This is a genomic window from Actinomycetospora aeridis, from assembly GCF_037400275.1.
Taxonomy (GTDB): Bacteria; Actinomycetota; Actinomycetes; order Mycobacteriales; family Pseudonocardiaceae; genus Actinomycetospora; species Actinomycetospora aeridis.
Map to the genome: position 1 here is coordinate 173,869 of NZ_JBBEGL010000004.1, position 25,313 is coordinate 199,181.

Genomic DNA, 25,313 nt, shown 5'->3' on the forward strand with positions numbered 1-25,313 from the left:
TCTCCCCGGCCGGCGCCCGGCCCGCGAGCGGGCCGGGCGCCGACGTCCCGTGGGAGCGTCAGTTCATCGGGTTCTCGTACACCCGGATGTAGTCGACCTTCATCACCGCGGACATCGGGCCGGCCGGCGGGGTGCCCGGCCAGCCACCCACGGCGAGGTTGATGATGATGTTCTGCGGGTTCGTCCGGATGCGGTCCCACAGACCCGCCTGGCGTGCGTTCGCCTGGGCCGCCGTGACGGTGCGCGTGACGACACCGTCGACCGACCACTTGATGTAGCCGTTCGCGGAGTTGTTCCAGTCGATCGCGTAGGTGTGGAACCCGGTGACGCCGCCGGACACGGGGGCGGTCTGGCCCCAGTTGATGTCGCTCGGCTCGTCCGGCCCGTAGTGCAGGACCTGGTGGACCTGGTTCGGCTGGTGCCCGAGGTTCTCCATGATGTCGATCTCGCCCGTCATGGGCCACCCGCCGTTGCCGACCGTCCAGAACGCGGGCCAGAGCCCCTGCCCGGTGGGCAGCTGCATCCGGGCCTCCCAGTGCCCGCCGAGCTTCTCCCACGTGGGCCGCCGTTCAGCGTCACGGCTGCGGTCGCACCCGCCTGGGCCGTCTCGACCCTCTTCCACCTGCCGCCGGTGTCCACTGGCGTGATGAAAGGCGTCCGATGCGTCGAGCCGAGGTGATCGAGCTGCGCACGGTGATCGATTTCGGGAGAACTCGCGAGAAGTCGCAAGAATGCGCAGCCCGTACATATTCGACCGACGAGGCGCCCGCCATTCGACGCAACTCGTCCGTCACTCTGTCGGACTATGCTTCAGATCGCATTTCGGTACTCTCAGTGGTCATCACAAAGGATCTGAGCCGCAAGAGAGGTCGCAATCCACCGATAAGGTAACCCAGCGTCGTCAAGCCCAGATCGTCAGGATCCGGGTGCGACGAGGTCGTCCGGGGGGACGCATGGTGACGTCGGAGGCACGCCGGGACGACCGCGAGGGCATCCCGTGTCCCTAGATTATTACTGGCAGGTTCTGCGCACCCAGTGGCGCATCGTCCTCGCGGGACTCGTCCTGGGGCTCCTCGTCGCGGGCGGGATGGTGCTCCTCGCCCCGCGCGCCTACGAGGCGACGGCCACGATCTTCGTGTCGAGCTCCTCCGAGGAGGGTGCGTCGGCCGCCTACGACGGGAGCCAGCTCTCCGAGCAGCGGGTGAAGTCCTACGAGCAGCTCCTCGGCGGCCCCCGGCTCGCGCGCGACGTGGTCGACCGCCTGCGGCTGCCGATGTCGCCCGACGAGCTCGCCGCCGAGGTCACCGCGTCCACCGAACCGGAGACCGTCCTGCTCACCGCGACCGTGCGGGACTCCTCGCCGACGCGCGCCGCCGAGATCGCGAACACGCTCGGCGACTCGTTCGGCCGGCTGGTCGCGGTGGTCGAGCAACCACGCGACCCCCGCCTGCCGCCGATCGTGTCGGCGCAGGTCGTCGAGCCCGCCGAGGTGCCGACCACCCCGGTCTCGCCGCGGCCGGCGCGCGATCTCGCGCTCGGTCTGATGGTCGGTCTCGCGCTGGGCTACGGGGCCGCGCTGCTCCGCTCGGTCCGGGACAGGACGATCCGGCGCCCCGAAGCACTCCGCGAGACGGTGTCCGCCCCGGTGGTGGGCGTCCTGCCCCTCGCCCCGGAGCTCGCCCTCGCGGACATCCGGAACCCCCGCGCTCCGGGCACGGCGGCGTGGGAGGCCCTGCGCACCCTGCGCACCAACATCCAGTTCGTCGACGTCGACGAGCCGCAGCGGGTCCTCGTCCTCACCAGCGCCGTCCCGGACGAGGGGAAGACGACCACCTCGGCGCACCTCGCGACGACGTTCGGCGCGATGCGGAAGCGAGTGCTGCTCGTCGACTCCGACCTCCGGCGCCCCCGGATCGCGGACGCGCTCGGGCTCGAGGGCTCGGTCGGGCTCACGACGGTGCTCACGGGCCAGGCCGAGCTCCCGACCGCCGTGCAGCACTGCGCCGCCCTCGGGGTGGACGTCCTCACGAGCGGGCCCGTCCTCCCGAACCCCAGCGAGCTCCTCGTCTCGCAGAAGGCCGCGACCCTGCTCGCGGAGCTGCGACGGACCTACGACTACGTGTTCCTCGACGCGCCCCCGGTGCTGCCCGTGACCGACGCGGCGGCCCTGGCCACCCACGCGGACGGCGCGGTGCTCCTGTGCCGGTACGGGTCGACGACCGAGGACCAGGTCCGCGACGCCGTCGACGCCCTCCGCGCCGTGCACGCGCGCGTCCTCGGCGCGGTCCTGACCATGGCACCCCCGGTCGCGGGTTCCGCCGGCTACGCGGCGTACACCGACGTCGCGGGCTCCCCCCAGGACTCCGGTCCGGACACGACCGCGGCGGACACCGCGGTGCCGGAGGCGGAGTCGGCCCAGGACGGCGACCTGGCCGTCGTCACGGCCCGCAACGGGACGCATCCCGACGTGCCGAGTCCCCGACCCCGCCGGCGCGACGGCGACGGGACGTCGACCTGATGGCGCGCACGGTCTCGATCGTGACCTATCACTTCGTCCGGACGCCCGACCGTTCCCCGTTCCCCCGGATCAAGGCCCGGCGGACCGACGAGTTCCGCACCCAGGTCGAGCTGATCAGGCAGCGGTGCCACCCGATCTCCGTGGAGGACCTCCTCGCGGCCCTCGCCGATCCCGCGGTCGAGCTGCCGGAACGGGCCGTCGTCCTGACGTTCGACGACGGGTACGCCGACCACCACCGCACCGCGGCGCCCATCCTCACCGACCTCGGCCTCCGCGCCGCGTTCTTCGTCCCGGCGATGCCGGTCGTCGAGCGCACCGTCCTGCAGGTCAACAAGATCCAGTTCGTCCTGGCCGCGGCCACCGAGGACGAGGTCCTGCGCCGCGTCCTGGCCGAGATCGACGCGCACCGGCCCGCCGCCGGCATCCCCGATCCGCGGCCACTGTGGGACGCGAACGCGGTCGCCAACCGCTTCGACACCGCGGGGGTCCGGTTCGTCAAGCAGACCCTGCAGAGCGCACTCCCGCGCGACGTGCGCGAGGACATCGTCGACCGGCTCTTCGCCCAGCTCGTCACCGCCGACGAGTCGGCGTTCGCCGAGGAGCTCTACATGGGTGCCGACGACGTCCGGGCGCTGCGGGACGCCGGGATGGCGATCGGGGCGCACGGCTGGGCCCACCAGTGGATGGACACGCTGGCGCCGGGCGACCAGCAGCGCGAGATCGACCTGTCCCGGCGGTTCCTCCGGTCGCTCGGGGTGGCCGAGGACCCGTGGACGATGTGCTACCCGTACGGCCGGTGGGACTCCTCGCTCGTCGACCTCCTCGCCGCGGACGACTGCGCGGCGGCGTTCACCGTCGAACCCCGGATCGCCGACCTCGATCGCGACGCGGCGCTGCGGCTCCCCCGCCTCGACACCAACGACCTCCCGGTCCGGAGGTGAGGCGCGGTGATCATCCTCGTCGTCGGGAACGACGTGCAGCGCGAGAACGCGTGTGCGGTCGCCCCGTTCCTCGCGCCCGACCCCCACCGGTTCCTCGACCTCTGGACGCTCCGCCTCACCGACGACGCCCCGGACTTCCCCGGTCACACCCCGCCGATCCGGCCCGCCACCGTCGCGGCCCTCACCCGCCTGCCCGTCACCGCCGCCGACACCGTCGTGCTGCCGCAGGACAACGGGGTCCTGCAGCGCACGGTCGCGGCGACCGCCCGGCGCCGCGGGGCGCGCGTGGTCCTCCTGCCCGACGGCGTCATCGCCTCCGCGCGCGTGGCGAGCGACACCGGACCCAAGCGCTGGGCCCTGGACCGCGTCGACGCGGTGGCCCGGGCGGCGGGCGTCGTCACCGGCCGGCCGGGCGTCATGGGCGGCACCCGCCCCGACCTCGCGCTCCTGTGGGGCGAGAAGTGGGCCGACCACCTCGACGGCGGACGCGGCGCCGGCCCGACGGCCGTCGTCGGGTGCCCGCGCATGGACGCGCTGGCGACCGTGCCGCCGCCGCCCGACGCACCGCGTGTGCTCGTGTGCAGCCAGCCCCTCCTCGTCGCGCCGTCCTGGGCCCTCGACGTCGCGCCGCGGTGGTACCGGCGACTCGAGGAGATCTTCGACCGCCCGGACCCGCGCCTGCGGCTGCGGCTGCACCCCCGCGAGTTCCAGGACGACCGGGTGCCCGCCGCGCTGAAGGAGATCGCCTCCCGCGGCGCGATGCGCGACGACATCGCCGGCGCGACGCTGATGGCGGCCCCGTTCTCGACGTCGCTGCTCGAGGCGGCCGCGTGCGGTCGCACCGTGGTGATGCTCCCGCACGACGACCGCTTCGCCGCACGCGCGAAGGAGTTCGCGTTCCTCGCTCCGGACTGGGTGCCCGCGGTGCGATGGTCGGAGATCAGCGCCGACAGGCTCCTCGACTGCGACGACGTCGCGAAGCGGATGACCGACGACTACCTCGTCAACGTGGGCACGGCGAGCCGTGCCGCGGCGGACCACCTCCGGTCCCGATGAGCGTGCGCGCGCCGGCCACCGGCGTCTCGACCCGCAGCGCCGTGTTCACGACGGCCCTGGTCCTGCAGCGCGGGCTGCCCTTCCTCGCGCTCCCGATCGTCGCGCGGGCCGTGTCGCAGGAGACCTTCGGCATCGTCGCGGTGGTCACGACCGCGGCCGCCGTCGGCGCCATCCTGCTGTCGCTCGGGCTGCCGGGCGCCGTCCCCCGCCTGATCTACGACGAGGGGCTGACCGGCGCACCGACGAGCTGGGTCGCCATGGTGCGGGTCCAGATGGCCACGGCCACCACCGTGCTGCTCCTCGCCGTGACCGTGCTCGCGCTCGTCGAGGCCCTCGGCCTCGCCGAGATCAGCGTCTACGTCTACCTCGTGCCGTTGCTGGCGCTGTCCCTCTCGGTCCACTCCGTGTTCCAGGGCATCGCGGTCGCCCGGGGGGCGGCCGCGCGGTCGCTCGTCGCGGCGCTCGTGCAGGTCGCCGTCGGGGCCGGCCTCGGCCCCTGGTCGGCCTTCCGCCTCGGCGGGCCGGCCTTCGTGGTCTCCCTGGCCGTCGCGAGCCTGCTCGCCGCCGCGGTCCTCTCCCGCCCCCGGCTGCCGCCGCCCCGGTGGGCGGTCGCCCGCATCCGCGCCGGCCTGCGCCTCGCGGTCCCGTTCGTGTGGCAGAGCGTGTCGACCTGGCTGCTCTCGCTCTCCGACCGCGTGATCCTCGCCCTGTACTTCAGCCTCGGCAGCGTCGGCGTCTACCAGGTGTCCTACATGGTGGGCAGCGGTGTCGGGCTCGTGCTCGAGGGCGTGCAATCGGCGTGGGCGCCGCGCTACTACCGGTCCCGGCACCCGGGGAAGCGGGCGATCCTGCTCGGCCTCGTGCCCTGGTTCGTCGCCGCCGGCGCCGCCGCGGCCCTGGTGGTCGCGGTGGTGTCGCCCCTCGTCCTCGGGGTGGTGGCCCCCGGCTACCAGGTCGACCTCGCCGTCCTCGGGATCGTGGCGCTGGCCGGCGTCCCGCGCAGCGCCTACTTCGTCCTCGTCGCCGACCTCCTCGAGCGCAAGCTCACCCGCAGCATCGCCGTGTCGACCGCGAGCGGCGCGGCGCTCGCGGTCGGCCTCGATCTCCTCGTCCTCCCCGTCACCGGGCTGTGGCTGGCCGCCGTCGCCACCGTGCTCGCGTTCGTCGTCCAGGCCCTGATCGTGACCCGCCGAGCGCTCGGGCGGGGGTGGTCCGGGGCGTTCCTGGGGTGGACGGTGGCGCCGCTGGTCGCGACCTCGGTCGGGCTCGGTCTCTGCCTCCTGGTCGCCGAGCGCGGGCGAACGGTCGAGCTGCTGCTCACCGGAGGGGTGCTCGTCGCGCTCCTGGCCGTCACCGGTCGGCTCCTGTTCGGGCGCCTGCAGCGGGCGACGGAGCGGTGGGGTGCCGACGACCCGGACGGCGGGGACGGTCGCCATGAGGGCTGACACCCCGGGCGACGGGGGGCCCCGCCCGGCCATCGGCTCCTCGGTGTCGGCGTTCGTCCCCCTGTGGATCGCCGGGCTGGGCTTCCTCTGGTGGCCGGTGGTCGCCGGGCTGGAGACGGCCCGGGGCGTCCGGCCCGCGTCCCGCCCGGTGGTCGTGCGCCTGCTGCGGGTCCTCGCCCTCGTCCTGACGATCTCGCTGGTGGCGAACGTCCTCGGCGGGCAGGTCGCGCTCGGTCGCGCCGCGGGCAGTGCGCTGGCGATCCTCGTGTGGCTCAGCGTCGCGGTGGTCATCACGCGGTGGAGCGGGCCGGGCACCCGCCCGTCGCTGGTCCTCGGCCTCGGTGCGATCGGCGCCCTGCAGGGGCTGCTGTCCGGGGTCGCCGCGCTGCTGCATCCCTCGCCGATGTCGACGCTCACGACCCTCGCCGGGCAGGTCGCCGGGTCGGGGCTCGGTGACTCCGGGGTGGCGGCGTGGCTGAGCCACGACCTCGCCTACGACGACTTCTTCGGTCCCGACGAGATCGTCCGCAGCGCCGGGATGATGGCGTCGGCCGCCTGGTCGGGCGGGTTCGCGGGCCTCGCGGCGGTCGCGCTCGCCGCGTGCGCCCGGCCGGTGGTCCGCCTCCTCGGTGGCCGGTGGTGGCTCGGGGCGGCGCTGCTCGCGCTGAACCTGGTCTCGGTCTACCTCTCCTACACCCGGCTGACCTGGGTGCTCACCGTGCTCGGGCTCGTCGCGGTGGCGGCGGCGGCGCTCGCGCGCCTCGTGCTCGGCGACCGCGCGCACCTCGCGCTGCTCCCGGCGCTCCTGCTCGGGGCCGCGATCTACGTCGTCGCCCCGCCCCTCGACGTGCAGGCCCTGCTGACCGACGCCGACGAGCTCCGTCCGGACTCCTCGATGGCGCGTGCGCTCTCGTACACCCTCGGCATCGACATGACCACGGGCGGCGACGTCCCGACCCAGCTCTTCGGCTTCGGCGCGAAGCCCACCGTGGCGAGCCTCCCCTACGGCGTGGGCAGCGAGAGCACCTACGTCAGCCTGCTCGTCCGGGGCGGGACGATCGCGCTGCTCGTGTTCGTCGCCGCGCTCGGCGCCGCCTTCTGGGTGTGCCTGCGCCGGGCCGACTGGGTGGGCGGCCTCCTGCTGGTCCTGCTCGCGGCGCACGCCGTCGTCGAGGATCTCGACGTGGGGACCTTGACCCCCCTCGTCCTCGTGGCCGTCCTCGCCGCACCGGCGCGGCCCGTCGCCGAGGCCTCGGGCCGGGGGACGCGGGACGGCCGGCCCCGGGTGGGCGTCCCGTGACCGCGTGGGCGCGGCGGCGGCCGGCCGCGATCGCCGCCGCCGTCGTCACCGCGGTCGTCACCGCGGTCGCCCTCGGCGGGTGCGCCTCGGGGACGTCCGCCGGGCCCCCGGCGGACGCGGCGTCGGTCGTCGTGCGGTGCGCGAACGCGGTCGGCGACGCCGCGAGCATCAACGAGGCGATCGCCCGCAGCCCCGAGGGCGCGGAGATCGTGCTGTCCGGGACGTGCGCGCTGTCGGAGACGATCACCCTGCGGGGCGACCGCGCCTACCGCGGGGAGAGCAGGACGGGCACCGTGCTGCGGCAGTCGGACGGGGCGGACCTGCCCGCGCTCCTCGCCTCCGACAGCTGGGTCGACGACGACCGTGGGACCGGCCCGCCGTTCACCGTCCGCGACATGACCCTCGACGGCAACCGGGCCGGGAACACGGGCTCGGCCACCGACGGCCTGGTGATCCGGTCGTGGAAGACCTCCGTCGAGGGCCTCGACGTCGAGGCGTTCGGCGGCTCCGGGATCCGCGTGACGGACCGGAGCGCCGACGGCAACGCCCTCGACTCGACCCAGGTGAACGGCCGGATCGTCGGCAACGTCATCACCGGGTCGGGCCGGCACGGCGTGCAGGTCGACGACAGCGGCAACGGGGTGACCGACTGGCAGCTCGCCGACAACTGGATCGCCGACTCGGGGCTCGACGGCGTCCACGTCGACAACTCCGCCGGATGGATGATCAATCGCAATCACGTCTACGGCGTCGGCAACAATGCCATCTGGGCCGATCGGCTGTACGGCACCACGATCTCCGACAACTACGTCGAGGGCTTCGGCGAGATCGGGACGGGAATCTGGTACGGCATCGGCCTCCAGGTCAACGGGGGTGCCGCGTCGACCGTCGCGAACAACCGCGTGTTCGCTCTCGAGGGCGAGCGGGAGGGGTCCACCTATCGTTACATCGGCGTGGCCCGGGTGAACTACGGGGTCGGCGTCCTCGCCGTGTCCGGGAACACCGTTCGTGGCATTCCGGGTGCTCGCGGTGTGGGGCTGTACTACTCCGCGGGAGAAGGCGGCGGTCTCGATCTCACCTCGGTCGGCAATGCGGTCACCGACCTCGCTGCGCCACGCATCCTTGAACGGAACGTGACGATGTCCCCCGGTTTCTGAGAACTGCTCTCCGGCGTCTCGACCGACAGTTCCGGGCCCGCTAGCATCGCACCGTGCGGTGCGTCGGCGTCATTCCAGCACGCGGGGGCTCCAAGGGCGTCCCCCGCAAGAATCTGCGAATGCTCGGTGACGAGTCGCTCGTCGCGCGCTGCATTCGTGGCGCGCTGGCGGCGAGAACTCTCGACAAGGTCCTGGTGTCCACCGACGACGACGAGATCGCCCGGGTCGGCGCCGCCTCGGGCGCCGAGGTCGTCCGCCGTCCGCCCGAGCTCGCGACCGACGACTCACCGACCGACGCCACGCTCGCCCACGCCCTGGCGACCCTCGACGTCGTCCCCCGGTGGGTGGTCACCCTCGAGCCCACCGCACCGTTCCGGCGTCCGGACACCATCGACCGGTGTGTCCGTACGGCGGACGAGCACGACGCCGGCTCGGTCGTCACGGTGCGGGCGGACACGAGCTCGTTCGGCCGCCTCGGCGCCGTCGGACAGTTCATCCCGCTCGAGCCCGGCGCCCCGCGCCGGCGGCAGCTCAGGGATCCCCTGTACGCCGAGTCGGGCACCGTCTGGGTCACCCGGGCGGCCGACGTCCTGGCCGGGGCGGGGGTCCTCGTCGATCCCGTCTACGCGGTCGAGGTCGGGCCCGACGAGGCGACCGACATCAACACCGAGCTCGATCTCACCATCGCCCGGGCCGTGCTCGGGGCCGGAGGCAACCATGACCCAGTTCCGCATCGGTGACCGGATCACCGGGCCCGGCCGGCCCACCTATGTGATCGCCGAGGCGTGCGTCAACCACAACGGCAGCTACGCCACCGCGCTCGCCCTGTGCGACGCGGCGAGGGCGGCCGGCGCCGACGCCGTGAAGTTCCAGCTCCACTACCCCGAGCACGAGATGCTGGCCGCGCTCACCCCGCCGTCGGGCAACTTTGCCAAGCCGCTGGCGCAGATCCTGGCGGAGACCCACCTCACCGAGGGCGAGCACGAGGGGCTGCGCGACCACTGCCGCGACATCGGCATCGAGTACCTGTGCACCGCGTACTGCCGCGAGGCCTCCGACACCCTCGCGCGGCTCGGCCTGCCCATGTTCAAGATCGGCTCCGGGGAGACGCTCAACCACCCGTTCCTGCGCTGGGTCGCCGGTCACGGCGCGCCGATGCTGGTCTCGACGGGCATGACGACGCTCGACGAGGTGGACGCCACCGTCGCGTTCCTGCGCGGGCTCCGGGTCGAGTTCGCGCTCACGCACTGCACCTCGGAGTACCCGCCCGGGTACGAGGACATCAACCTGGGCGTCATCCCCGTGCTCGCGGACCGCTACGACGTGGTCGTCGGCCACAGCGACCACTCGCCCGACATCACGACCGCGGTGGGCGCCGTCGCCCTCGGCGCCCCGATCGTCGAGAAGCACTTCACCCTCTCGCGCGATCAGGAGGGTCCGGACCATCCCGTGTCGATCGAGCCGGACGAGCTCACCGAGATGATCCGGATGTTCCGCATCCTCGAGACCGCGCGGGGCGACCGGAAGGATCTGTTCGACCGCGAGCGGGAGATCCGCGCGTGGGCGCACCACAGCGTCGTGACGCTCAAGCCCGTCGGCGAGGGCGACCGGTTCGACGAGTCGAACACCTGGGTGAAACGACCCGGCACCGGGATCCCGGCGAGCCGGCTCCCCGAGGTCCTCGGGCGGACGGCGACCCGTGACGTCCCGGCCGACAGCCAGGTGGCCTGGCAGGATCTGGGCTGAGCCGATGCGCCACGTCGCGATCGTGACCGAGGCCCGGTCGTCGTTCTCGTACTTCCGGCCCATCGTCCGCCTCATCGAGGACGACGACTCGATGACGCATTCCCTGCTCGTCGTCAGCCAGCACCTGCTGCCGGCGTTCGGCTACACGGTCGAGGAGATCGAACGCGAAGGACTCGACATCAGCGATCGGCTGTACTCCGTGTTCGACGGGTACACGCCCGCGACGATGGCGAAATCCACCGGCGCGCTCATGATGTCGCTCACCGATTCGTTCGTGCGTCTCCGTCCCGACTGGGTCCTCGTGCTCGGGGACCGGGGGGAAAGTCTCGCCGCGGCGTACACGGCCGCCACGATGAACATCCCGGTCGCGCACGTCCAGGCCGGAGAACGCAGCGGGAATGTGGACGGGATGACGCGGCACGCGATCACCCGCTTCGCCCACCTCCATTTCGCGTCCGGCGAGGAGGCCGCCGAACGGCTGCGGCGCATGGGCGAAGAGGAATGGCGGATCGCCACGGTGGGCGCTCCGCAGCTCGACGAGCTCCTCCGGCGGTCGTTCGCCGATCCCGAGCAGATCGCGGCGCAGTTCGAGATCGATCTCGATCGCCCGCTCCTGCTCGTGCTCCAGCACCCGGTCACCGAGGACTTCGGGGAGGGCGCCGACCAGATGCAGGCCACCCTCGAGGCCGTGTGCGAGCTCGGGGAGCAGACGATCCTCGTCTTCCCCAACTCCGACGCGGGTTCCGAGGACATCCGCCGGGTGATCGGGCAGTACCGCCGGCCGTTCATCCGGGTGGAGCGCAACCTGCCCCACCACGCGTACGCGGGGCTGATGAACGTCGCCACCGCCATGGTGGGCAACTCCTCCAGCGGGATCATCGAGGCACCCCTGATGGGGCTGCCCGCCGTCAACGTCGGTGACCGGCAGCGGGAGCGGGCGCGCGCGAGCAACGTCATCGACGTGCCGCACAAGCGGGAGGCCATCGTGGACGCCCTCCGCCGCGCGATGTCCCTCGAGTTCCGCGCGCAGATGTCGACGGACTCGCCCTACGTCGGGGACGGTCAGGTCTCCGAGCGCATCCTGGAGATCCTGAGGACGACCACCATCGACCACAAGCTCATGACCAAGCAGATCGTGTACTGATGCCGGCTCTCGAGGCGTACACGGTGTCGCCCACCGACACGATCCGGGCGACGATGGAGAAGATCAACGACAACGGGATGCGAGCCGTCGTCGTCGTCGAGGACGAGGTGGTCGTCGGCACGGTCTCCGACGGCGACATCCGGCGGGCGATGCTCCAGGACGTCCTCACGATCTCGCCGGTGAGCGGCGTCATGCAGCTCAACCCCCAGGTCACGACGACGTCCGACCCGGGCGCGCGGCGCGACATGATCGACCGTCACCACCTGACCCTGCTGCCGATCGTGGACGGCGCGAACCGGCTCGTCGACGTCGAGCTGGCCTACGACCCGTTCTGATCGACGACCGGCCGCCGCCGCCACCGGCCCGGTCGGGGCCGGGGACGAGGGCGGTAGCCGCTGACGGCCGAGCCGAACCGGCGGATCGCGGCCGCGCGCGCCTCGTCGTAGGGCCACGGTGGCGCGGCGTAGGCGGTTGGGTCGTCGAGGACCCGGTCCAGCACGGCGAACAGCTCGTCGCTGCTCGTGGCCAGGAGGATCTCGTCACGGTCGGCGAGGAACCGGCAGAAGGCGGCCTGGTGGTCGTCCACGCACTCGCCGAGGGCGCGCCGGCGCGGCACCGCGATCGGGACGCGGCCGTTGCGCATGCTCTCGATCATGCTGTACGGCCCGCCCTGGACGACGGTCGCGGAGGCCTGCCCCATCCACGACTGGAGCTCGCGGTGATCGACGAAGGCGCTCGCCGCGGCGGCCGACCGCGGCGCCGGTGACGTCCCGTGCTGACAGACGTACCGGACCGGCGGCGCCGCGGTCCGGACGCTCAGGTACTCGTCCACCCAGTCGATCAGACGACCGAACGGATGGTGGTCACTGCCGACCGACACGAGGAGCAGCGGCCGGTCGGGCGTGGGGGTCGGGGGCGTCACGGGTCACCTCACATCAACGCGCCGACGACGTGGGCCCGCGGGTAGAGCTTCTGCTGCTCGTCCCACTGGACCATGAACACGTCGGCGATCGGGTAGCACAGCCGGCCGGTCAGGGTCCGCGACTCGATCCGGTCGAAGACCTCGATGAAGACGGTCGGGATCCGCAGCGACCGGGCGATCAGGAAGAACGGGACCGCGACGGCGGCGCCGGTCGAGACGACGAGATCGGGGCGGACGACCGGGATCGTGCGGAACGCCAACCACGAGTTCCGCAGCAGGTTCTTCACATTCCTCGTCGTCGGGAAGAACGCGTGGATGACGACCTCGCCCTCGAGCTGTGAGCGCGTGTCGGCGTTGTCGGAGGTGACCCACGTCCGGTGCCGTTCCTGCCACCACGGCCGGAGCGCGAGCAACTGCGCGAGGTGGCCTCCGCCGGACGCCACGAGGAGGACGTGCACGGAGTCATCCGTCACCGCGATCGGTTCCATGGCCGCCTCTCAGTACGCACCGCGGCCCTTGATCACCGCACCGACCGTCTTCCAGAGAATCTGCAGATCGAGCGCGAGCGTCCAGTTCTCGACGTAGCGCAGATCGAGGCGGACTGCGGCCTCCCAGGAGAGGTCGGAGCGACCGTTCACCTGCCACAGTCCCGTGAGGCCGGGCCGCACCAGCAATCGGCGACGCGCTTCGGGGGAGAACGCCTCGACCTCGTGCGGCAGCGGTGGCCTCGGACCGACCAACGACATCGATCCGGTGAGCACGTTGACCAGCTGCGGTAGTTCGTCGAGGGAATAGCGACGCAGCGTCGCCCCGATCCGCGTGACGCGGGGATCGCTCTTCACCTTGAACAGGGGACCGGCGCCCTCGTCGTCACCGGCGAGCCGGTCGCGGGCGCCGTCGGCGTCCACCACCATCGACCGGAACTTGATGATCGAGAACGGGCGCCCGGCGAGCCCGACGCGGGTCTGGCGGAAGAACACCGGCCCGCCGTCACGACGCACCAGGATCGCGACCGGGACGAACAGCGGCGCCAGGACGACGAGCAGGACCGTCGCGAGCAGCCGGTCCATCGCGTTCTTCGTCAGGCGCGAGACGCCCGTGAAGCGGGGCTCGGTGAGGCGCAGCAGCGGCAGGCCGTCGATCGGCTCCATGTGCAGGCGCGGCCCCCCGATCTCCATGAGCCCGGGGTCGACGACCAGCTCAGCGGTGGTGCCCTCCAGTTCCCAGGACAGGTGGTGGAGCCGGGTCGAGTCCATCTCGGGGGCCGGACCGATCGCGACGATCCGCGCGCCGCACGTGGTGGCGCCGGCGGGGACGGCGTCGAGGTCCCCGACGACGGGCACGCCGGCGATCTCGTCGCCCGGTCGTCCCGACGGCGTACAGGCCGCCACGACCTCCCACCCGTGGTAGCGGGCGCGCATGGAGCGCACGATCAACTTCCGGACCGAGTCCTCCGAGCCCGCGACGAGCACCGGGCGCATGCACCGCGACCGCGCCCGGGCCCGGTGGAGCACGCGGCGCATGCCCCACCTCGCCCCCAGCACGAGCGCGGCGGAGACCGGGAGGACCCCGAAGACCCACGGCCGGATCGAGGAATCCTTCAGCGCGAGCGCGGCGATGGACAGCGCAATGGCGACGATGACGAACGCCTTGATGACGCGATTGAATTCCTCGGAACCCTGTCCGACGATCTGACGCTCCCAACAGCGGCACGCCGCCGCCGATCCCAGGGTGAGAACCGCAACGGTCGCCGCGATCCCCGTGGCGTCGCCGGCGATTCTCCACGGTCCCGTCAGTCCATTCCCCCAGAGGACGGAACTCACTGCTCCGCAGAACAGGATGACCGCGATGTCGACGCCGACGACCGCGTTGCGGTACCGACGCTCCCAGGAAATGTCCCCGGACTTCGGCCGTCGGTCGTCGTCACCCTGAGTCGCACTCCGGCCTCCCCTTGTGCTGTCGATTCGCTCACGCTGCGCACTCAACGATGGCGACATCGCGTTGCCACCCCCGCGGTAGGCACCCGATTGGACGCAAGACTAGCGAGATCCGAACACGTTGGGAATTGTTCAAAATGCGCATGCGCTATGCGTACGAACTGGACACGCTGCGGAAGTGGATCGTCGCGGAGAGTTCGTCGTCGCGAATCCGATCACGACGGATTCTGCCCGTGAAAGGGATCTGTGTCGAGGACATGAAAGTCACCATCTGCGACGGTGTATCGATCGCCGTGGTCCGTAACGTCCAGTTCGTCGCGTCCGACAAGGTGCGCGACTGCCGCCGATCGGCGGCTGCACGCCGAGTTCGAGGTGACCCCACATGACCGCCACCCTGGAGACCACCCGCGTCACCGACACCTCCTCCCGTCGCCGTCGCCTCGAGGAGCAGGCCGTCGCCCTGCGCGCGTTCGACGGCCGACTCAGCGACGAGATCCGCGTCGCGCGCCGCACCCCGGGCCGCGCCGACCGCGTGCGCGAGCTGCTCTCGCGGCTGCTCGGCGTCCGCGCCCGGCTGCAGGAGACCGAGGCCGCCGCGGCCCGTGCGGCGGTCGACGAGGAGACCGAGCGCGCGGCCGCCCGCGAGGAGGAGGCCCGGCGCGAGGAGGCCCGCCGCGCCGCCGAGGAGCGCGAGGCGTTCCACCGCGCCTGCCTCGAGGCCCCGCTCGCCGGGCGCTGATCGCCGCCCCACCCCGCCCCGAGGTCGAACGTATCGGGGGTCGGGGCTCGGCGCGGTAGTGCTCACCCCGCGTACCGGGGTGAACGAGTTGTGAAGTCACCCTCCGCTCCCTGTTAACGCTCGCGCGAAACGCCCGATAGGCCTAACGAGGACACTTCACCGGGGGGAACTGTGACTGAATGGTCACTCGCCGTCGATTTCGGCACCACGTTCACGGCGGCCGCGATGGTCGTCGGCGACACCGTGACGATCATCGAGCTCGACGGCTCGGCCAAGATCCCGTCGGCCGTGGCGCTGGACGACGACGGCGACCTGGTGGTCGGCCTCGCGTCCGGTGACGAGGCCGGCTGGGCGCCCGACCGCGTGGAGCGCAATCCCAAGCGCTCGCTCGGACGCACGAAGCACCTCGTGCTCGACGGGCAGCCGGTGCCGGTCGCGAAGGCCGTCGGGGCGCTCCTGCGCGCCATCGCCGACGAGGGCATGCGCCGGCGCAACGGCGAGGCGCCGGCGAAGCTCGTGCTGACCCACCCCGTGCGCTGGAGCAGCGCCCGGGTCGCCGAGCTGGCCGCCGCGGCCACGGCCGTCGGGCTGCCCGAGCCGGTGCTGGTCCCCGAGCCGGTCGCCGCCGCCATGCACTACCTGGACGAGCGCATCGTCGACGGCGACCTCGTCGCGGTGTACGACCTCGGCGGCGGCACCTTCGACACCGCCGTCCTGCGCCGCACCGACGACGGCTTCGAGCTCGCCGGCGAGCCGGGCGGCAACGCCGACCTCGGTGGCGAGCGGCTCGACGACCTGCTCTACGGGCTGGTCGGCACCCGGCTGGCGGCGAGCCACCCGGAGGTCTGGGACGAGATGACCACGGGCGAGACGCCCGCCGGTCGCCGCCAGGCCGCCGAGGTGCGTCGCGACGCGCGCCGGGCCAAGGAGGCGCTGTCGCGCCAGCAGTACTTCACGATGCACGTCGCCGCGGCGGGCACCGACCTGCGGATCACGCGACCCGAGTTCGAGGCCCTGGTCACCGCCCCGCTGCGCGACACCGTCGACGAGCTCGACGCGACCATCGAGCGCTGCGGCGTCGAGCGCTCCGCCATCGCCGCGATCTACCTCGTCGGCGGCGCCAGCCGCACGCCGCTGGTCAGCCGCCTGGTCTCCGAGCGCTTCGGCGACCTTCCCGCGACGTTCGACGACCCCAAGTCGGTCGTCGTCCTCGGCGCGGCGCGCCTGGTGCGGGAGTCCGGCGTGGCCGTTCCCGAGGTGGCCCCGACGGCGGCGACCGAGACCGTGAAGCCCGTCTACGCCGACGCCCCCACGACGCCGCCGGTCGGCACCCCGACCGCGGCGATCACGACGGCACCGAGATCGAGCAGCCGTCCCCGCTGGATGATGCCCGTCGCCGTCGCGGCCCTCACCGCCGCGCTCGTCGGCGGCGGCGTCGCCTTCGTCGCGCCCTCGCTGGCCGCCCAGGACGCCCCGCTCCCGGCGCCGGCCGCCGCGACCGTCCCGGCACCCGCGCCCGTCGTCGCCCCGCCGCCCGTCACCACCACGACGACGGCCGCGCCCACCACCGCCGCCCGCCGCAGCACCACCACGACGCCGCGGCCCACCACCGAGCGCCCGACCACCACGACGACGAAGAAGAAGACGTCCGAGACCTCGACGCCGCACATGGACGACGAGACCCAGACCGAGTACACCAACCCCGGCTATCCGGCCTACCTCCTCGACGACACCGGGTCGAGCTCCGGCTACGGCTACTGAGATGACGGACCCGAGCGCGTCCGCCCGCCTGGCGCGCACGTGCGACGACCTGCTCGCCCGCGCGCTGCCGCCGCACGTCGCGCAGACCCTCGACGACGTCCGCCGCGAGCTCGGCCGCCCGCTGCGCCTGGCCGTCGTCGGGCGGGTGAAGTCGGGCAAGTCGACGCTGGTCAACGCGCTGCTCGGGCAGCGGGTGGCGCGGGTCGACGCGTCGGAGTGCACGCGCGCCGTCACGTGGTTCTCCTACGGCCACCAGGAGCGGGTGGTCGTGCACGCCCGCGACGGCCGCTCGTGGACGCGCGCGTTCGCCCCCGACGGCTTCCTGCCCGCCGACCTCGGCGCGGCGCCGGAGGACATCGAGGCCGTCGAGGTCGTGCTGTGCAACGCGGCCCTCGCCGGGCTGACCGTCGTCGACACCCCCGGCCTCGACTCGCTGACCGCCGACGCCGGCGCCCGGACCGACGCGTTCCTGGGCCTCGACGGGGCCTCGCGCCACGCGCTCTCGCTCGCCGACGCCGTGCTCTTCCTCGTCCCGCAGCTCACCCGCGACGACGACCGCCGCCTGCGCGCGCTCGCCGACGCCATGGGCCGCACGGTCGCGGCGTCCGGCTTCTCCCCCGCCACCGTGCTCGCCGTCGTCAGCAAGGCCGACACCCTCGACGGCGAGTCCGACGACCCGTGGCCCGCCGCCGTCGCGCTGGCCGGCCACTACGGCGAGCAGCTCCAGGGCGTCGCCGCCGGCGTGCTGCCCGTCATCGGCCTGCTCGCCGAGGCCGCCGACGCCGCGCTCATCACCGAGGACGTCGCCGACGCCCTGCGCCGCCTCGCCGCGCTGCCCGCCGACGACCGCGACCTGCTCCTGCTCTCCGCCGACCTGTTCGCCACCACCCCCGACGTCGGCGTCACCGAGGCCGAGCGCGTCCGGCTGCTCGACCTGCTCGGGCTGCACGGGGTGGGGCTGTGCCTCGGGTGGCTCGAGCAGGGCCACCAGGGCGCCCACGCGCTGACCAAGCAGCTGCACGCCGCGTCGGGCATCGACGCGCTACTCGACACCATCCGGCGCCTGTTCACCGCGCAGGCCGACGCGATCGCCGCGCACCGGGCGCTCGTCGCCCTCGAGCGTCTCGCCTACGCCCCGGGCGCACCGCCGTCGATGCGCGACGCCGTCGAGGAGGCCCGCGAGGACACCGCGCTGCAGCAGCTGCGCGAGCGCGACGTGTTCGCGCGCTGGAGCCGCGGCGAGCTCGCGCTCCCCGACGCCCTGGCCGCCGACCTGCACCACCTCGCCGTCGGCACCGACCTCGCCGCCCGCCTCGGCGTCGACCCCCTCGGCGAGCCGCCGGCCCGCGACGCGCTCGCCCGCCTCGCGCTCGACGGTGCGACGCGCTGGCTGCGCTTCGGCAACGCGCCCGGCACGGGCCCGGCCGGGCGGCGCGCGGCGGAGATCGTGCGCGACTCCTACACCGCGATGTGGGAGACGGTCGGGGGTGCGACGTGAGCACCACCGACGACCTGCGGACCGGCCTCGGCACCCTCGTCACCGGCCTGCACCAGGTCGCGAGCGCCGTGGACCTGCCGGCGATCGTCGCCCCGCTCGTCGCCGAGTGCCAGCGTCCGCCGGGGGCGGCCGCGCGGGTCGTCGTCGCCGGGGCCACGAAGCGGGGCAAGAGCGCGCTGGTCAACGCCGTGCTCGATCGCCCCGGCCTCGTCCCCGTCGACACCGACGTCGCGACGGGCGTGCACATCGCCGTCCGGTACGGCGCGCAGGAGCGGGCGCGCGTGCACGTCGCGGGCGCCGAGCCGATCGACATCGCCCTCGCCGACGTCGAGCGCTACGCCTCCGAGCGCCACAACCCCGGCAACGCGCTCGACGTCTCGGCCGTCGAGATCGAGGTGCCCGCGCCGCTGCTCGCGGGCGGGCTCGAGCTCGTCGACACCCCGGGCGTCGACAGCGTCGTCGCCCGCCACGCGGACGTCACCCTGGCCGCGCTCGCGCTGGCCGACGCGCTGGTCCTCGTCGTCGACCCGGGCCGCCCGCTGATCGCGCCCGAGCTCGCCTTCCTCGGCGAGGCCACCCAGCGCGTCGGGCACGTCGTGTTCGTCCTGACCAAGCTCGACCTGCACCGCGAGTGGCGCCGCGTCCTCGACGACGACCGCGCGCTCGTCGCCACCCACGCCCCGCGCTTCGCCCGCGCGCCGTTCCTGCCGGTGTCGGGACGGCTCATGGCGGCCGCCTCCGACGCGCGGCGGCGCGGACGCGACGCCCTCGCCGACAAGGTCGCCGCTGAGTCCGGGGGCGACGCGCTGGTCGCCGAGCTCGCGAAGGTCGGCGCCGAGCTCGAGACCGTCCGGCTCGGGAACGTCGTGCAGCTCGGGCTCGTGACGGCCAACCGCCTCACCGCGGCCGTGCGTGCCGCGCGGCCGCCCGCCGACGACCCCGCCGCGGCCGCCGCCGTCGAGCAGGAGCGCGCGACCCTGCGCCGGCTCACCGACACCGGCACCCGCTGGCGCCAGGAGCTCGCGCACGCCTTCCGGCGCCTGCAGCTCGACCTCGAGGCGCACCTCGCGGCGTCGGCCACCCGCACCGACCAGGACATCTCCGACTCCCTCGAGACGTGGTCCGACCAGCGCGCCGACACCATCGGCCGCGAGCTCGACGACGCCGTGCGCGTGCTGTGGCTCGACGCGGTGGTGCTGGTGCGCGAGCGCGTGGAGACGATCGTCGCCGACCTCGTCGCCGTCGTCGCCGACCACGGCGTCGAGCTCGCCCGCCCCGAGCTCGAGCTGCCGGTGCTCCGACGCGACCCCACCCGTCGTCCCGACGCCGACGACGACCCCTCGCAGCGCGGCCTCGCCGGCGCGCTCGGCTCCTACGGCGCCGCGGCCGGCATGGCGTTCGGCGCCGACCGCATGCTCGCCCTGCTCAGCCCGCTGCTCGGACCCGTCGGGCTGGGGCTCGGCGCGGCGATCGGCATTGCCGGGATCGCGATGCGCCGCCGCGCGATGGACCGCATGCGCGAGCACCGCGCCGCCCAGCGCCTCGCCACCCGCACGATCGCCGACGCTCGCGCGCACACCCAGCGCGAGTTCACCAAGCACCTCGTCGACGTGCAGTTCGGCCTCGAGCAGGTGGTGCACGACCTGCTGACCGCCCGCCGTCGCGAGCTCGACGAGGGCGTCAAGCGCTCCGCGGCCCTGCTCAAGGCGACCGCCGAGGAGCGCGAGCGGCAGCGGAAGGTCACCGACGACGCCCTCGCCGCCCTCGAGGGCCTGCGCCGCGACGCCGCGGCGCTCCACCGGATCGTCGAGAACACCCGCGCGACACCGATACCCGCGACCACCTGAGCCCTGGGGGGAACCATGGACTGCGACACGACCGACCTCGACACCGGCGCCGACGCCGTCGACACCGACGACGGCGAGGACGTCTCGTTCGAGAGCACGGACGACTCGTTCTCGTCGGACACCTCGGACACGTCCGACTCGTTGTGCGGCGACGACACGACGTGGGAGCCGGACTCCTCCGAGTCCTCCGACGACGTCGTGGTCAGCAGCGAGGCCGCCGAGGACACGAGCGACGCCGACGGCGGCCACTGCGCCCCGGCCGACTCGCCGTCGCTGAGCGACCCGTCGGTGGACGAGGTCGCGCCGTCCCAGCCGGTGAGCACGCCGGCCGCGGCGAGCACGAGCGCACCCCTGGTCGCCCTGCCCGACCACGTCGGTGTCCCGGGCGAGCGGCTCGGCAGCTCACCCGACAGCGCCACGATCGTCACGCCCGGCGTCTTCACCCCGACGTCGTTCGACGCCGCCGGCAACGCGACGCACGTCAGTTACTCCGGGGTCATCGAGCCCTCGCGCACGATGGAGACCTTCGGCGGCAACCAGACCATGCCGGCCTCGACCCACCCGCAGGTCCTCGCGACCCAGGCCCTGCTCAACCAGACCAACGCCGACATGATCACGAACACGCTGACCGGCGTCTCGGTCGACCGCAGCGGCAGCTCGCCGGTCTACTACGGCGCCGGCAAGCCGTTCGACGACTTCGGCGACGCTCTCGGCAACGAGCGGGACCCGCGGTGACGGACGAGAGCTGCGGCGACCTGCTCGTCGACGACGCCTGCGACGACACCGACGACCCGTCCTGCGAGGAGACGTCGTCGTCGAGCCAGGACTGCGGCGACGACCCCGCCGCGGACGAGTGCGCCGACGACTCTGCGGATGACTGCGCCGACGACGAGCCCGCCGCGGAGGACTGCCCCGAGGTCCGAGCCTCGGACGAGGAGTGCGAGGACGACGAGAGCTCCGACGACACGCTCTCGGCGGTGCCCGAGGACGCCGCGCCCGCGCCGGTCGCCGCCGCCCCGCTGGTGCCCGTGGCGATCCCGCCGGGCCCGGTGGACTTCGGCGCCATCCCCGGCATCCACGGCGACACCGCCGCGATCCTCGGTAGCGTCAGCGGCCAGCTCGCCGACGCCGGTCGCATCGCCCACGCACCCCTCACCGGGGCGGGCGCGGCCGGGATCGCCGGCCAGCTGGCCCGCGCCGACACGGCCGGCCACGCCGCCGCCGCGCTGAGCCCGCTGGTGACGGGCGAGGAGATGCGCACCGACGTCACCGCCGACGAGCTGCGCCGGCAGTCGGCGTTCGCGGCGCTCGTGGCTGAGGGCGAGGCCCAGGTGACCCTGAGCAAGGGTCAGGGACTCCTCGGCGACCCGTGATCGCTCCGGGTGCTCCCCCGGGTCGATGTCATCGCCCCGCAGGAGCACCCAAGGGGATCATGTTGCTCAGGTGCGGCCCACCATCGCGAGGATGCGGTCGTCGCGCACATCCCACCAGCGGCACATGTCCATGAGGAGCTGCGCGCCCTGGCCGAACGGGGTCACGCCGTCCGCCCCGCCGAGGTCCCGGGCGAGGAGCGCGGAGGCGTCGGCGACCTGCTCGATGGTCGCCTCGACGAGCGCGCGGAGCGACCGGACGTCGACGGCGTCGAGCCCGCTGAGCGTCCGCTCGCACATGACGGCGGCCTCGCCCCGGTCCTCCACGACGTAGGGAGCGGCCATGCCGGCGGTGCTGCGCCAGCGCGAGACGTACCGGTGCAGCTCGAGGGCGGGCCGCATCCGCGCGCGCGGGCAGGAGAACACGCTCATCGTCCACCGCTGTCCCGAGGGCCAGACGATGATCCCGACCGGCGCCGCGGGGGTCGCGACGAGGAAGTAGCCGCCGCCGTCGCCGAGCTGCTCGACCGCGTGACCGGACCGCCGCCGCTCCTCGCCGATGTCCGCGACGCAGGTGAGAGCGTCGCTGAACGTGATGCCCTGCGGCTCGGGCAGGGCGGGAGCGACAGGCACAGGCACGACAGGAGCAGGCGGGACAGCGGCCGGCTCCCCGGCGACGAGGCGTTCCGCGCACCAGGCCCGACCCCGCTCGGCGGCGATGGTCAGACCGCGCCGCTCGCCCTGGTAGTGGCCGATGACCCCGATCATCGGCAGCGCGCCGGCCATCCGCTGGCCCGCGTGGCCCTGCGGGCGCTTGTCGAGCTCGTCCTCGAGGTGCTGCAGCGAGCGCCCCATGCCGAGGAGCGACGACGCCATCGCGCGCTTGCGCCCCCCGTTGCGCGCCGCCTCCATGTCCGCGACCAGCGTCGACGCCTCGTTCTCGGCCTCGCGGCGCGCGCCGCGCGACAGGCGCGCGAGGTCCCGGCCGAGCACCACCTGCCCGAGGAGGACGACGTGGTCGTCGACGTCGTCGATGCCGTACTCCCCCGCGATGGCGCAGAGCAGCAACCCCTGGCCCGCGACCGAGACGAGGTCCTTGACCGGCACCCGGTCGCCCGCGAAGCCGGCGAGGCCCGGCAGCGCCGCGAGCACGGCGGTCGTGCGCCCGAGGTAGGAGAGCCACCACTCGGTGCGCTCGTCGACCGTCAGGGACTGCCAGCCGTCGGTGCCGGGCCGCTCCGACATCCACCGCTGCAGGCCGGTCGCGACCCCCTGGCGGGCGCGGTGCCCGCCCTGCCGCACGAGCTCGCCGCCGTGACGGGCGAGCCCCCGCCACCCGCCGGGCGAGCCGACGTCGGCCGGCGAGGGCGGCTCGTCGACGACCGCCGGCAACGGGTCGTCGTCGCCGACGGCGAGGAAGTTCGGGTCCCGCAGGCGTCGGAGGACGATCTCGGCCGCGAGCGCCACCGCCCGGACCCCGACCGCCACCTGCTCGTCGCTGAATCCCGTGCTCATGCGCCACGCCCCCCGTGTCCCGGCCCAAGGACTGCTGTTCCCGTGCGCACGACCTCGGAACGTGTCACGGCGGTCACCGGGAGCGATCACACACGATCGGGTGGGGCCGCTCGCGGGCGGGGGTCCGGAGCGAGGGCCTCCTCGGTGCCCCGTGATCACCAGCAGGGACCACACTGACGTGGTGGGCACCGGACTCGCCGACCACCTCGCGGCCCTCGACACACCGTCGCTGGCCGCCCTCCTGGAGCACCGGCCGGACGCGTGCGCCGAGCCGGTGCCGCGCGACCTGGGCAGGCTCGCCGACCGCCTGGCCGGTCGCGGGTCCCTCGCGGCCGCACTCCGGCGTCTCGACAAGGACACCGTCGAGGTCGGACGGACGCTGGCCGTGCTGGGTCAGCGGGCGACCCCGCACGCGGTCATGGCCCTGCTCGACGCCGACCCCGCCCTCATCGAGCGGCCGCTACGCATCCTGACCAGGTCGGGGATGGCCTGGCCCGACGGCGACGTGCTCCGGCTCCCCGAGCCGCTGTCCGAGCACTGGCACGCCGAGATCGGCGCCGACGAGCCCCTCGCCCGGATGGCGCGCCACGTCGTCGCCGACGAGGTGCGCCGCATCGCCGTCGCCCAGGGGATCCCGCTGTCGACGCGCAAGGCCGAGGTGGTCCAGGCGATCCACGACGCCTGGAGCGACCCCGGCTTCCTGCGCGGCGTCCTCGACGCCCTCCCCGCCTCCGCCCGCCGGCGTCTGGGCACGCTGCGCCGCCACGAGTACGACGGCCTGCGCCCGAGCACCGACGACCACCTCCTGCTCGACGCGGGCCTGCTCGTGCTCGAGGGCCACGTCGCCCGCATCCCGCGCGAGGTCGCGGTCGCTTCGTGGGCCGCGGACGCGCACCTGACCGGCGTCCCCGACCTGCCCGCGCCCAGCGACGACCCGGACCGTGTCCGCGCGGGCGCCGTCGCCGCGGCCCGGAGCCTGCTCGACACGGTCACCACCGTCCTCGACGACGCCGCGGACCATCCGCTCACCGCGCTGAAGAGCGGCGGTGTCGGCAAGCGCGAGCGCACCCGTCTCGTCAAGCGCCTCGACCTCGACGACGACCACCTCGCCGTCCTCGTCCTCGACCTCGCCGCCCACGCCGGCCTGCTCGGCCTCACCGACGCCGGGTACGCGCCGACCGCCGCCTACGCCGCGTGGCGCGAGGAGGACGCCGCACCTCGCTGGACGCGTCTCGCCACGACGTGGTTCGGGCTGGAGTACGCACCGGGCCGTCGCGAGGTCGACGGCAAGGAGGTCGCCCCGCCGACACCGCTGATCAGCGTGGACGGCGACCTGCGGCGCGCCCTGCTCGCCGCCGCGGGCGACCGCTCGGTGCACGCCGCCGGCGAGAATCTCGGCTGGTTCTGTCCCGCGCCCCTGCTCGACGAGACCGACCTCGCCGACGTCATCGCGGTGACCCGGCGCGAGGCCGAGATGCTCGGCGTCGTCGTCGGGGACTCGGTCAGCCCGCTCGGACGGGCGCTGGTCGACGGCGGGGACGTGGGAGAGCTCCTCGTCGACGCCGCCGGCGCGGTCGTCCTGCAGTCCGACCTCACCGCGATGGTCTCCGGGCGCGTCGGCGCAGCCGTCCGCCGGCTGCTCGCCGACGCCGCCACCCCCGAGTCCCGCGGCGCCGCGACGACCTACCGGTTCTCGCCGGCCAGCGTGCGCGCCGCGCTCGACGCCGGGTGGACCGCCGACGGGCTGCTCGCCGACCTCCGCGGGCTCTCGGAGCGGCCGCTCCCCCAGCCGCTGGAGTACCTCGTCCACGACGTCGCACGCCGCCACGGGCACGTCCGCGTCCGCCCGGCCGGCGCCTGCCTCGTGCTCGAGGAGGCGCTGTCGGAGGAGGTCCTGCGCACGCGGGCGTTGCGCAGCCTCGGGCTCACCCGCCTCGCCCCGACCGTGCTGGTGAGCCCGTCGGACCCGGACGCCGTGCTGCGCGCCCTGCGCGGCGCCGGCTACCTCCCGGTGCGCGAGGACGAGACCGGCGCGCTCGTGGTCGAACGCCGGGAGTCGCGGGTCGCCGACGCCCCCGCCGGACCCGCCGGCCGGGACGGCATGGCGCCCGACGTCCTCGCCGCGCAGCTCCTCGCCGCCGGCGTCGGCAACCATCTCGCCGACTCCCCCACCGCGGCGCTGCTCGGCGCGCTCAACCCGCGTCTCGCCCTCGACGAGCTCGACCTCCTCGCCGATGCCGTCGACCACAGCCACGACGTGCGGATCACGTACTCCGACCGCAACGGCACGATCTCGCACCGCGTCGTCACCCCGGAGGAGGTGTTCCACCGGTCGCTCGTCGCCTGGTGCCACCTGCGCGACGGCGAGCGCGAGTTCACCGTCGCGAACATCCTGCAGGTCGCGCCGGCGTGACCGC

At 73.8% G+C, this 25,313-nt stretch carries 22 protein-coding genes; 17 read left to right on the top strand and 5 right to left on the bottom strand.

The genetic code is table 11. The features are described from left to right. Positions 1 to 58: 58 nt before the first annotated feature. Positions 59 to 748, bottom strand: coding sequence for a glycoside hydrolase family 16 protein (locus tag WCD41_RS15695; protein WP_337714393.1), 690 nt, complete (start codon positions 746 to 748; stop codon positions 59 to 61). A 249-nt stretch (positions 749 to 997) separates the two neighbouring features. Here WCD41_RS15695 and WCD41_RS15700 point away from each other — a divergent pair, with 249 nt between their 5' ends. From WCD41_RS15700 to WCD41_RS15745, 10 genes are read left to right on the top strand one after another with little or no spacing between them, the layout of a single operon-like run. Then, positions 998 to 2,518 carry a tyrosine-protein kinase domain-containing protein gene (locus WCD41_RS15700; RefSeq protein WP_337714394.1) on the top strand — a complete coding sequence of 507 codons (1,521 nt, stop codon included), beginning with the start codon at positions 998 to 1,000 and terminating at the stop codon, positions 2,516 to 2,518. Next, on the top strand, positions 2,518 to 3,459 hold the full coding sequence (locus tag WCD41_RS15705) for a polysaccharide deacetylase family protein (protein WP_337714395.1): 942 nt from the start codon (positions 2,518 to 2,520) through the stop codon (positions 3,457 to 3,459). Before WCD41_RS15700 ends, WCD41_RS15705 begins: the two co-directional genes overlap by 1 nt. A 6-nt stretch (positions 3,460 to 3,465) precedes the next feature. After that, the gene (locus tag WCD41_RS15710) at positions 3,466 to 4,515 is read left to right on the top strand and encodes a hypothetical protein (protein WP_337714396.1); all 1,050 of its coding nucleotides are present in this window, start codon (positions 3,466 to 3,468) and stop codon (positions 4,513 to 4,515) included. Further along, positions 4,512 to 5,960 (top strand): lipopolysaccharide biosynthesis protein, encoded by a 1,449-nt coding sequence (locus WCD41_RS15715; protein WP_337714397.1) that lies wholly within the window; start codon positions 4,512 to 4,514, stop codon positions 5,958 to 5,960. Before WCD41_RS15710 ends, WCD41_RS15715 begins: the two co-directional genes overlap by 4 nt. Continuing rightward, entirely contained in the window at positions 5,950 to 7,260 is a 1,311-nt protein-coding gene (locus WCD41_RS15720; RefSeq protein WP_337714398.1) for a hypothetical protein, read from the top strand. The genes WCD41_RS15715 and WCD41_RS15720 overlap by 11 nt, the downstream gene beginning before the upstream one ends. Further along, a complete protein-coding gene (locus tag WCD41_RS15725; protein WP_337714399.1) occupies positions 7,257 to 8,417 on the top strand; it encodes a right-handed parallel beta-helix repeat-containing protein in 1,161 nt (386 codons plus the stop codon). The genes WCD41_RS15720 and WCD41_RS15725 overlap by 4 nt, the downstream gene beginning before the upstream one ends. Positions 8,418 to 8,470: 53 nt before the next feature. Then, complete coding sequence (locus WCD41_RS15730; protein ID WP_337714400.1) at positions 8,471 to 9,157, top strand: acylneuraminate cytidylyltransferase family protein; 687 nt, start codon at positions 8,471 to 8,473, stop codon at positions 9,155 to 9,157. Beyond that, positions 9,135 to 10,163, top strand: a complete 1,029-nt coding sequence (locus tag WCD41_RS15735; protein WP_337714401.1) for an N-acetylneuraminate synthase family protein — start codon at positions 9,135 to 9,137, stop codon at positions 10,161 to 10,163. The genes WCD41_RS15730 and WCD41_RS15735 overlap by 23 nt, the downstream gene beginning before the upstream one ends. 4 nt (positions 10,164 to 10,167) lie before the next feature. Next, positions 10,168 to 11,307: a UDP-N-acetylglucosamine 2-epimerase gene (gene neuC, locus WCD41_RS15740; protein WP_337714402.1), complete on the top strand. Its 1,140-nt coding sequence runs from the start codon at positions 10,168 to 10,170 to the stop codon at positions 11,305 to 11,307. Then, entirely contained in the window at positions 11,307 to 11,642 is a 336-nt protein-coding gene (locus WCD41_RS15745) for a CBS domain-containing protein (protein ID WP_337714403.1), read from the top strand. The genes neuC and WCD41_RS15745 overlap by 1 nt, the downstream gene beginning before the upstream one ends. On the opposite strand, the gene WCD41_RS15750 is transcribed toward WCD41_RS15745, so the two are convergent. The 3 genes from WCD41_RS15750 to WCD41_RS15760 are packed head-to-tail and all read right to left on the bottom strand — an operon-like array spanning position 11,627 to position 14,226. Further along, on the bottom strand, positions 11,627 to 12,229 hold the full coding sequence (locus WCD41_RS15750; protein ID WP_337714404.1) for a hypothetical protein: 603 nt from the start codon (positions 12,227 to 12,229) through the stop codon (positions 11,627 to 11,629). The genes WCD41_RS15745 and WCD41_RS15750 overlap by 16 nt on opposite strands. An 8-nt stretch (positions 12,230 to 12,237) precedes the next feature. Further along, positions 12,238 to 12,702, bottom strand: a complete 465-nt coding sequence (gene pssD / locus WCD41_RS15755) for a PssD/Cps14F family polysaccharide biosynthesis glycosyltransferase (protein ID WP_337714405.1) — start codon at positions 12,700 to 12,702, stop codon at positions 12,238 to 12,240. 24 nt (positions 12,703 to 12,726) lie between these two features. Beyond that, positions 12,727 to 14,226: a sugar transferase gene (locus tag WCD41_RS15760; protein WP_337714406.1), complete on the bottom strand. Its 1,500-nt coding sequence runs from the start codon at positions 14,224 to 14,226 to the stop codon at positions 12,727 to 12,729. 322 nt (positions 14,227 to 14,548) lie between these two features. Between WCD41_RS15760 and WCD41_RS15765 the strand changes: the two genes are divergently transcribed. From WCD41_RS15765 to WCD41_RS15790, 6 genes are all read left to right on the top strand, one after another. Further along, positions 14,549 to 14,905 (top strand): hypothetical protein, encoded by a 357-nt coding sequence (locus tag WCD41_RS15765; protein WP_337714407.1) that lies wholly within the window; start codon positions 14,549 to 14,551, stop codon positions 14,903 to 14,905. 171 nt (positions 14,906 to 15,076) lie between these two features. Continuing rightward, the gene (locus WCD41_RS15770; RefSeq protein WP_337714408.1) at positions 15,077 to 16,666 is read left to right on the top strand and encodes an Hsp70 family protein; all 1,590 of its coding nucleotides are present in this window, start codon (positions 15,077 to 15,079) and stop codon (positions 16,664 to 16,666) included. Between the two features lies 1 nt (position 16,667). Further along, positions 16,668 to 18,164, top strand: a complete 1,497-nt coding sequence (locus tag WCD41_RS15775; RefSeq protein WP_337714409.1) for a dynamin family protein — start codon at positions 16,668 to 16,670, stop codon at positions 18,162 to 18,164. Next, positions 18,161 to 20,011 carry a dynamin family protein gene (locus tag WCD41_RS15780; protein ID WP_337714410.1) on the top strand — a complete coding sequence of 617 codons (1,851 nt, stop codon included), beginning with the start codon at positions 18,161 to 18,163 and terminating at the stop codon, positions 20,009 to 20,011. Before WCD41_RS15775 ends, WCD41_RS15780 begins: the two co-directional genes overlap by 4 nt. 15 nt (positions 20,012 to 20,026) lie before the next feature. Further along, positions 20,027 to 20,746 carry a hypothetical protein gene (locus WCD41_RS15785; protein ID WP_337714411.1) on the top strand — a complete coding sequence of 240 codons (720 nt, stop codon included), beginning with the start codon at positions 20,027 to 20,029 and terminating at the stop codon, positions 20,744 to 20,746. Then, entirely contained in the window at positions 20,743 to 21,384 is a 642-nt protein-coding gene (locus WCD41_RS15790) for a hypothetical protein (protein WP_337714412.1), read from the top strand. The genes WCD41_RS15785 and WCD41_RS15790 overlap by 4 nt, the downstream gene beginning before the upstream one ends. Positions 21,385 to 21,450: 66 nt before the next feature. On the opposite strand, the gene WCD41_RS15795 is transcribed toward WCD41_RS15790, so the two are convergent. Beyond that, the gene (locus WCD41_RS15795) at positions 21,451 to 22,896 is read right to left on the bottom strand and encodes a hypothetical protein (protein WP_337714413.1); all 1,446 of its coding nucleotides are present in this window, start codon (positions 22,894 to 22,896) and stop codon (positions 21,451 to 21,453) included. 181 nt (positions 22,897 to 23,077) lie between these two features. On the opposite strand from WCD41_RS15795, the gene WCD41_RS15800 reads away from it, so the two are divergent. After that, the gene (locus WCD41_RS15800; protein ID WP_337714414.1) at positions 23,078 to 25,309 is read left to right on the top strand and encodes a helicase-associated domain-containing protein; all 2,232 of its coding nucleotides are present in this window, start codon (positions 23,078 to 23,080) and stop codon (positions 25,307 to 25,309) included. The last annotated feature ends 4 nt before the right edge of the window (positions 25,310 to 25,313 follow it).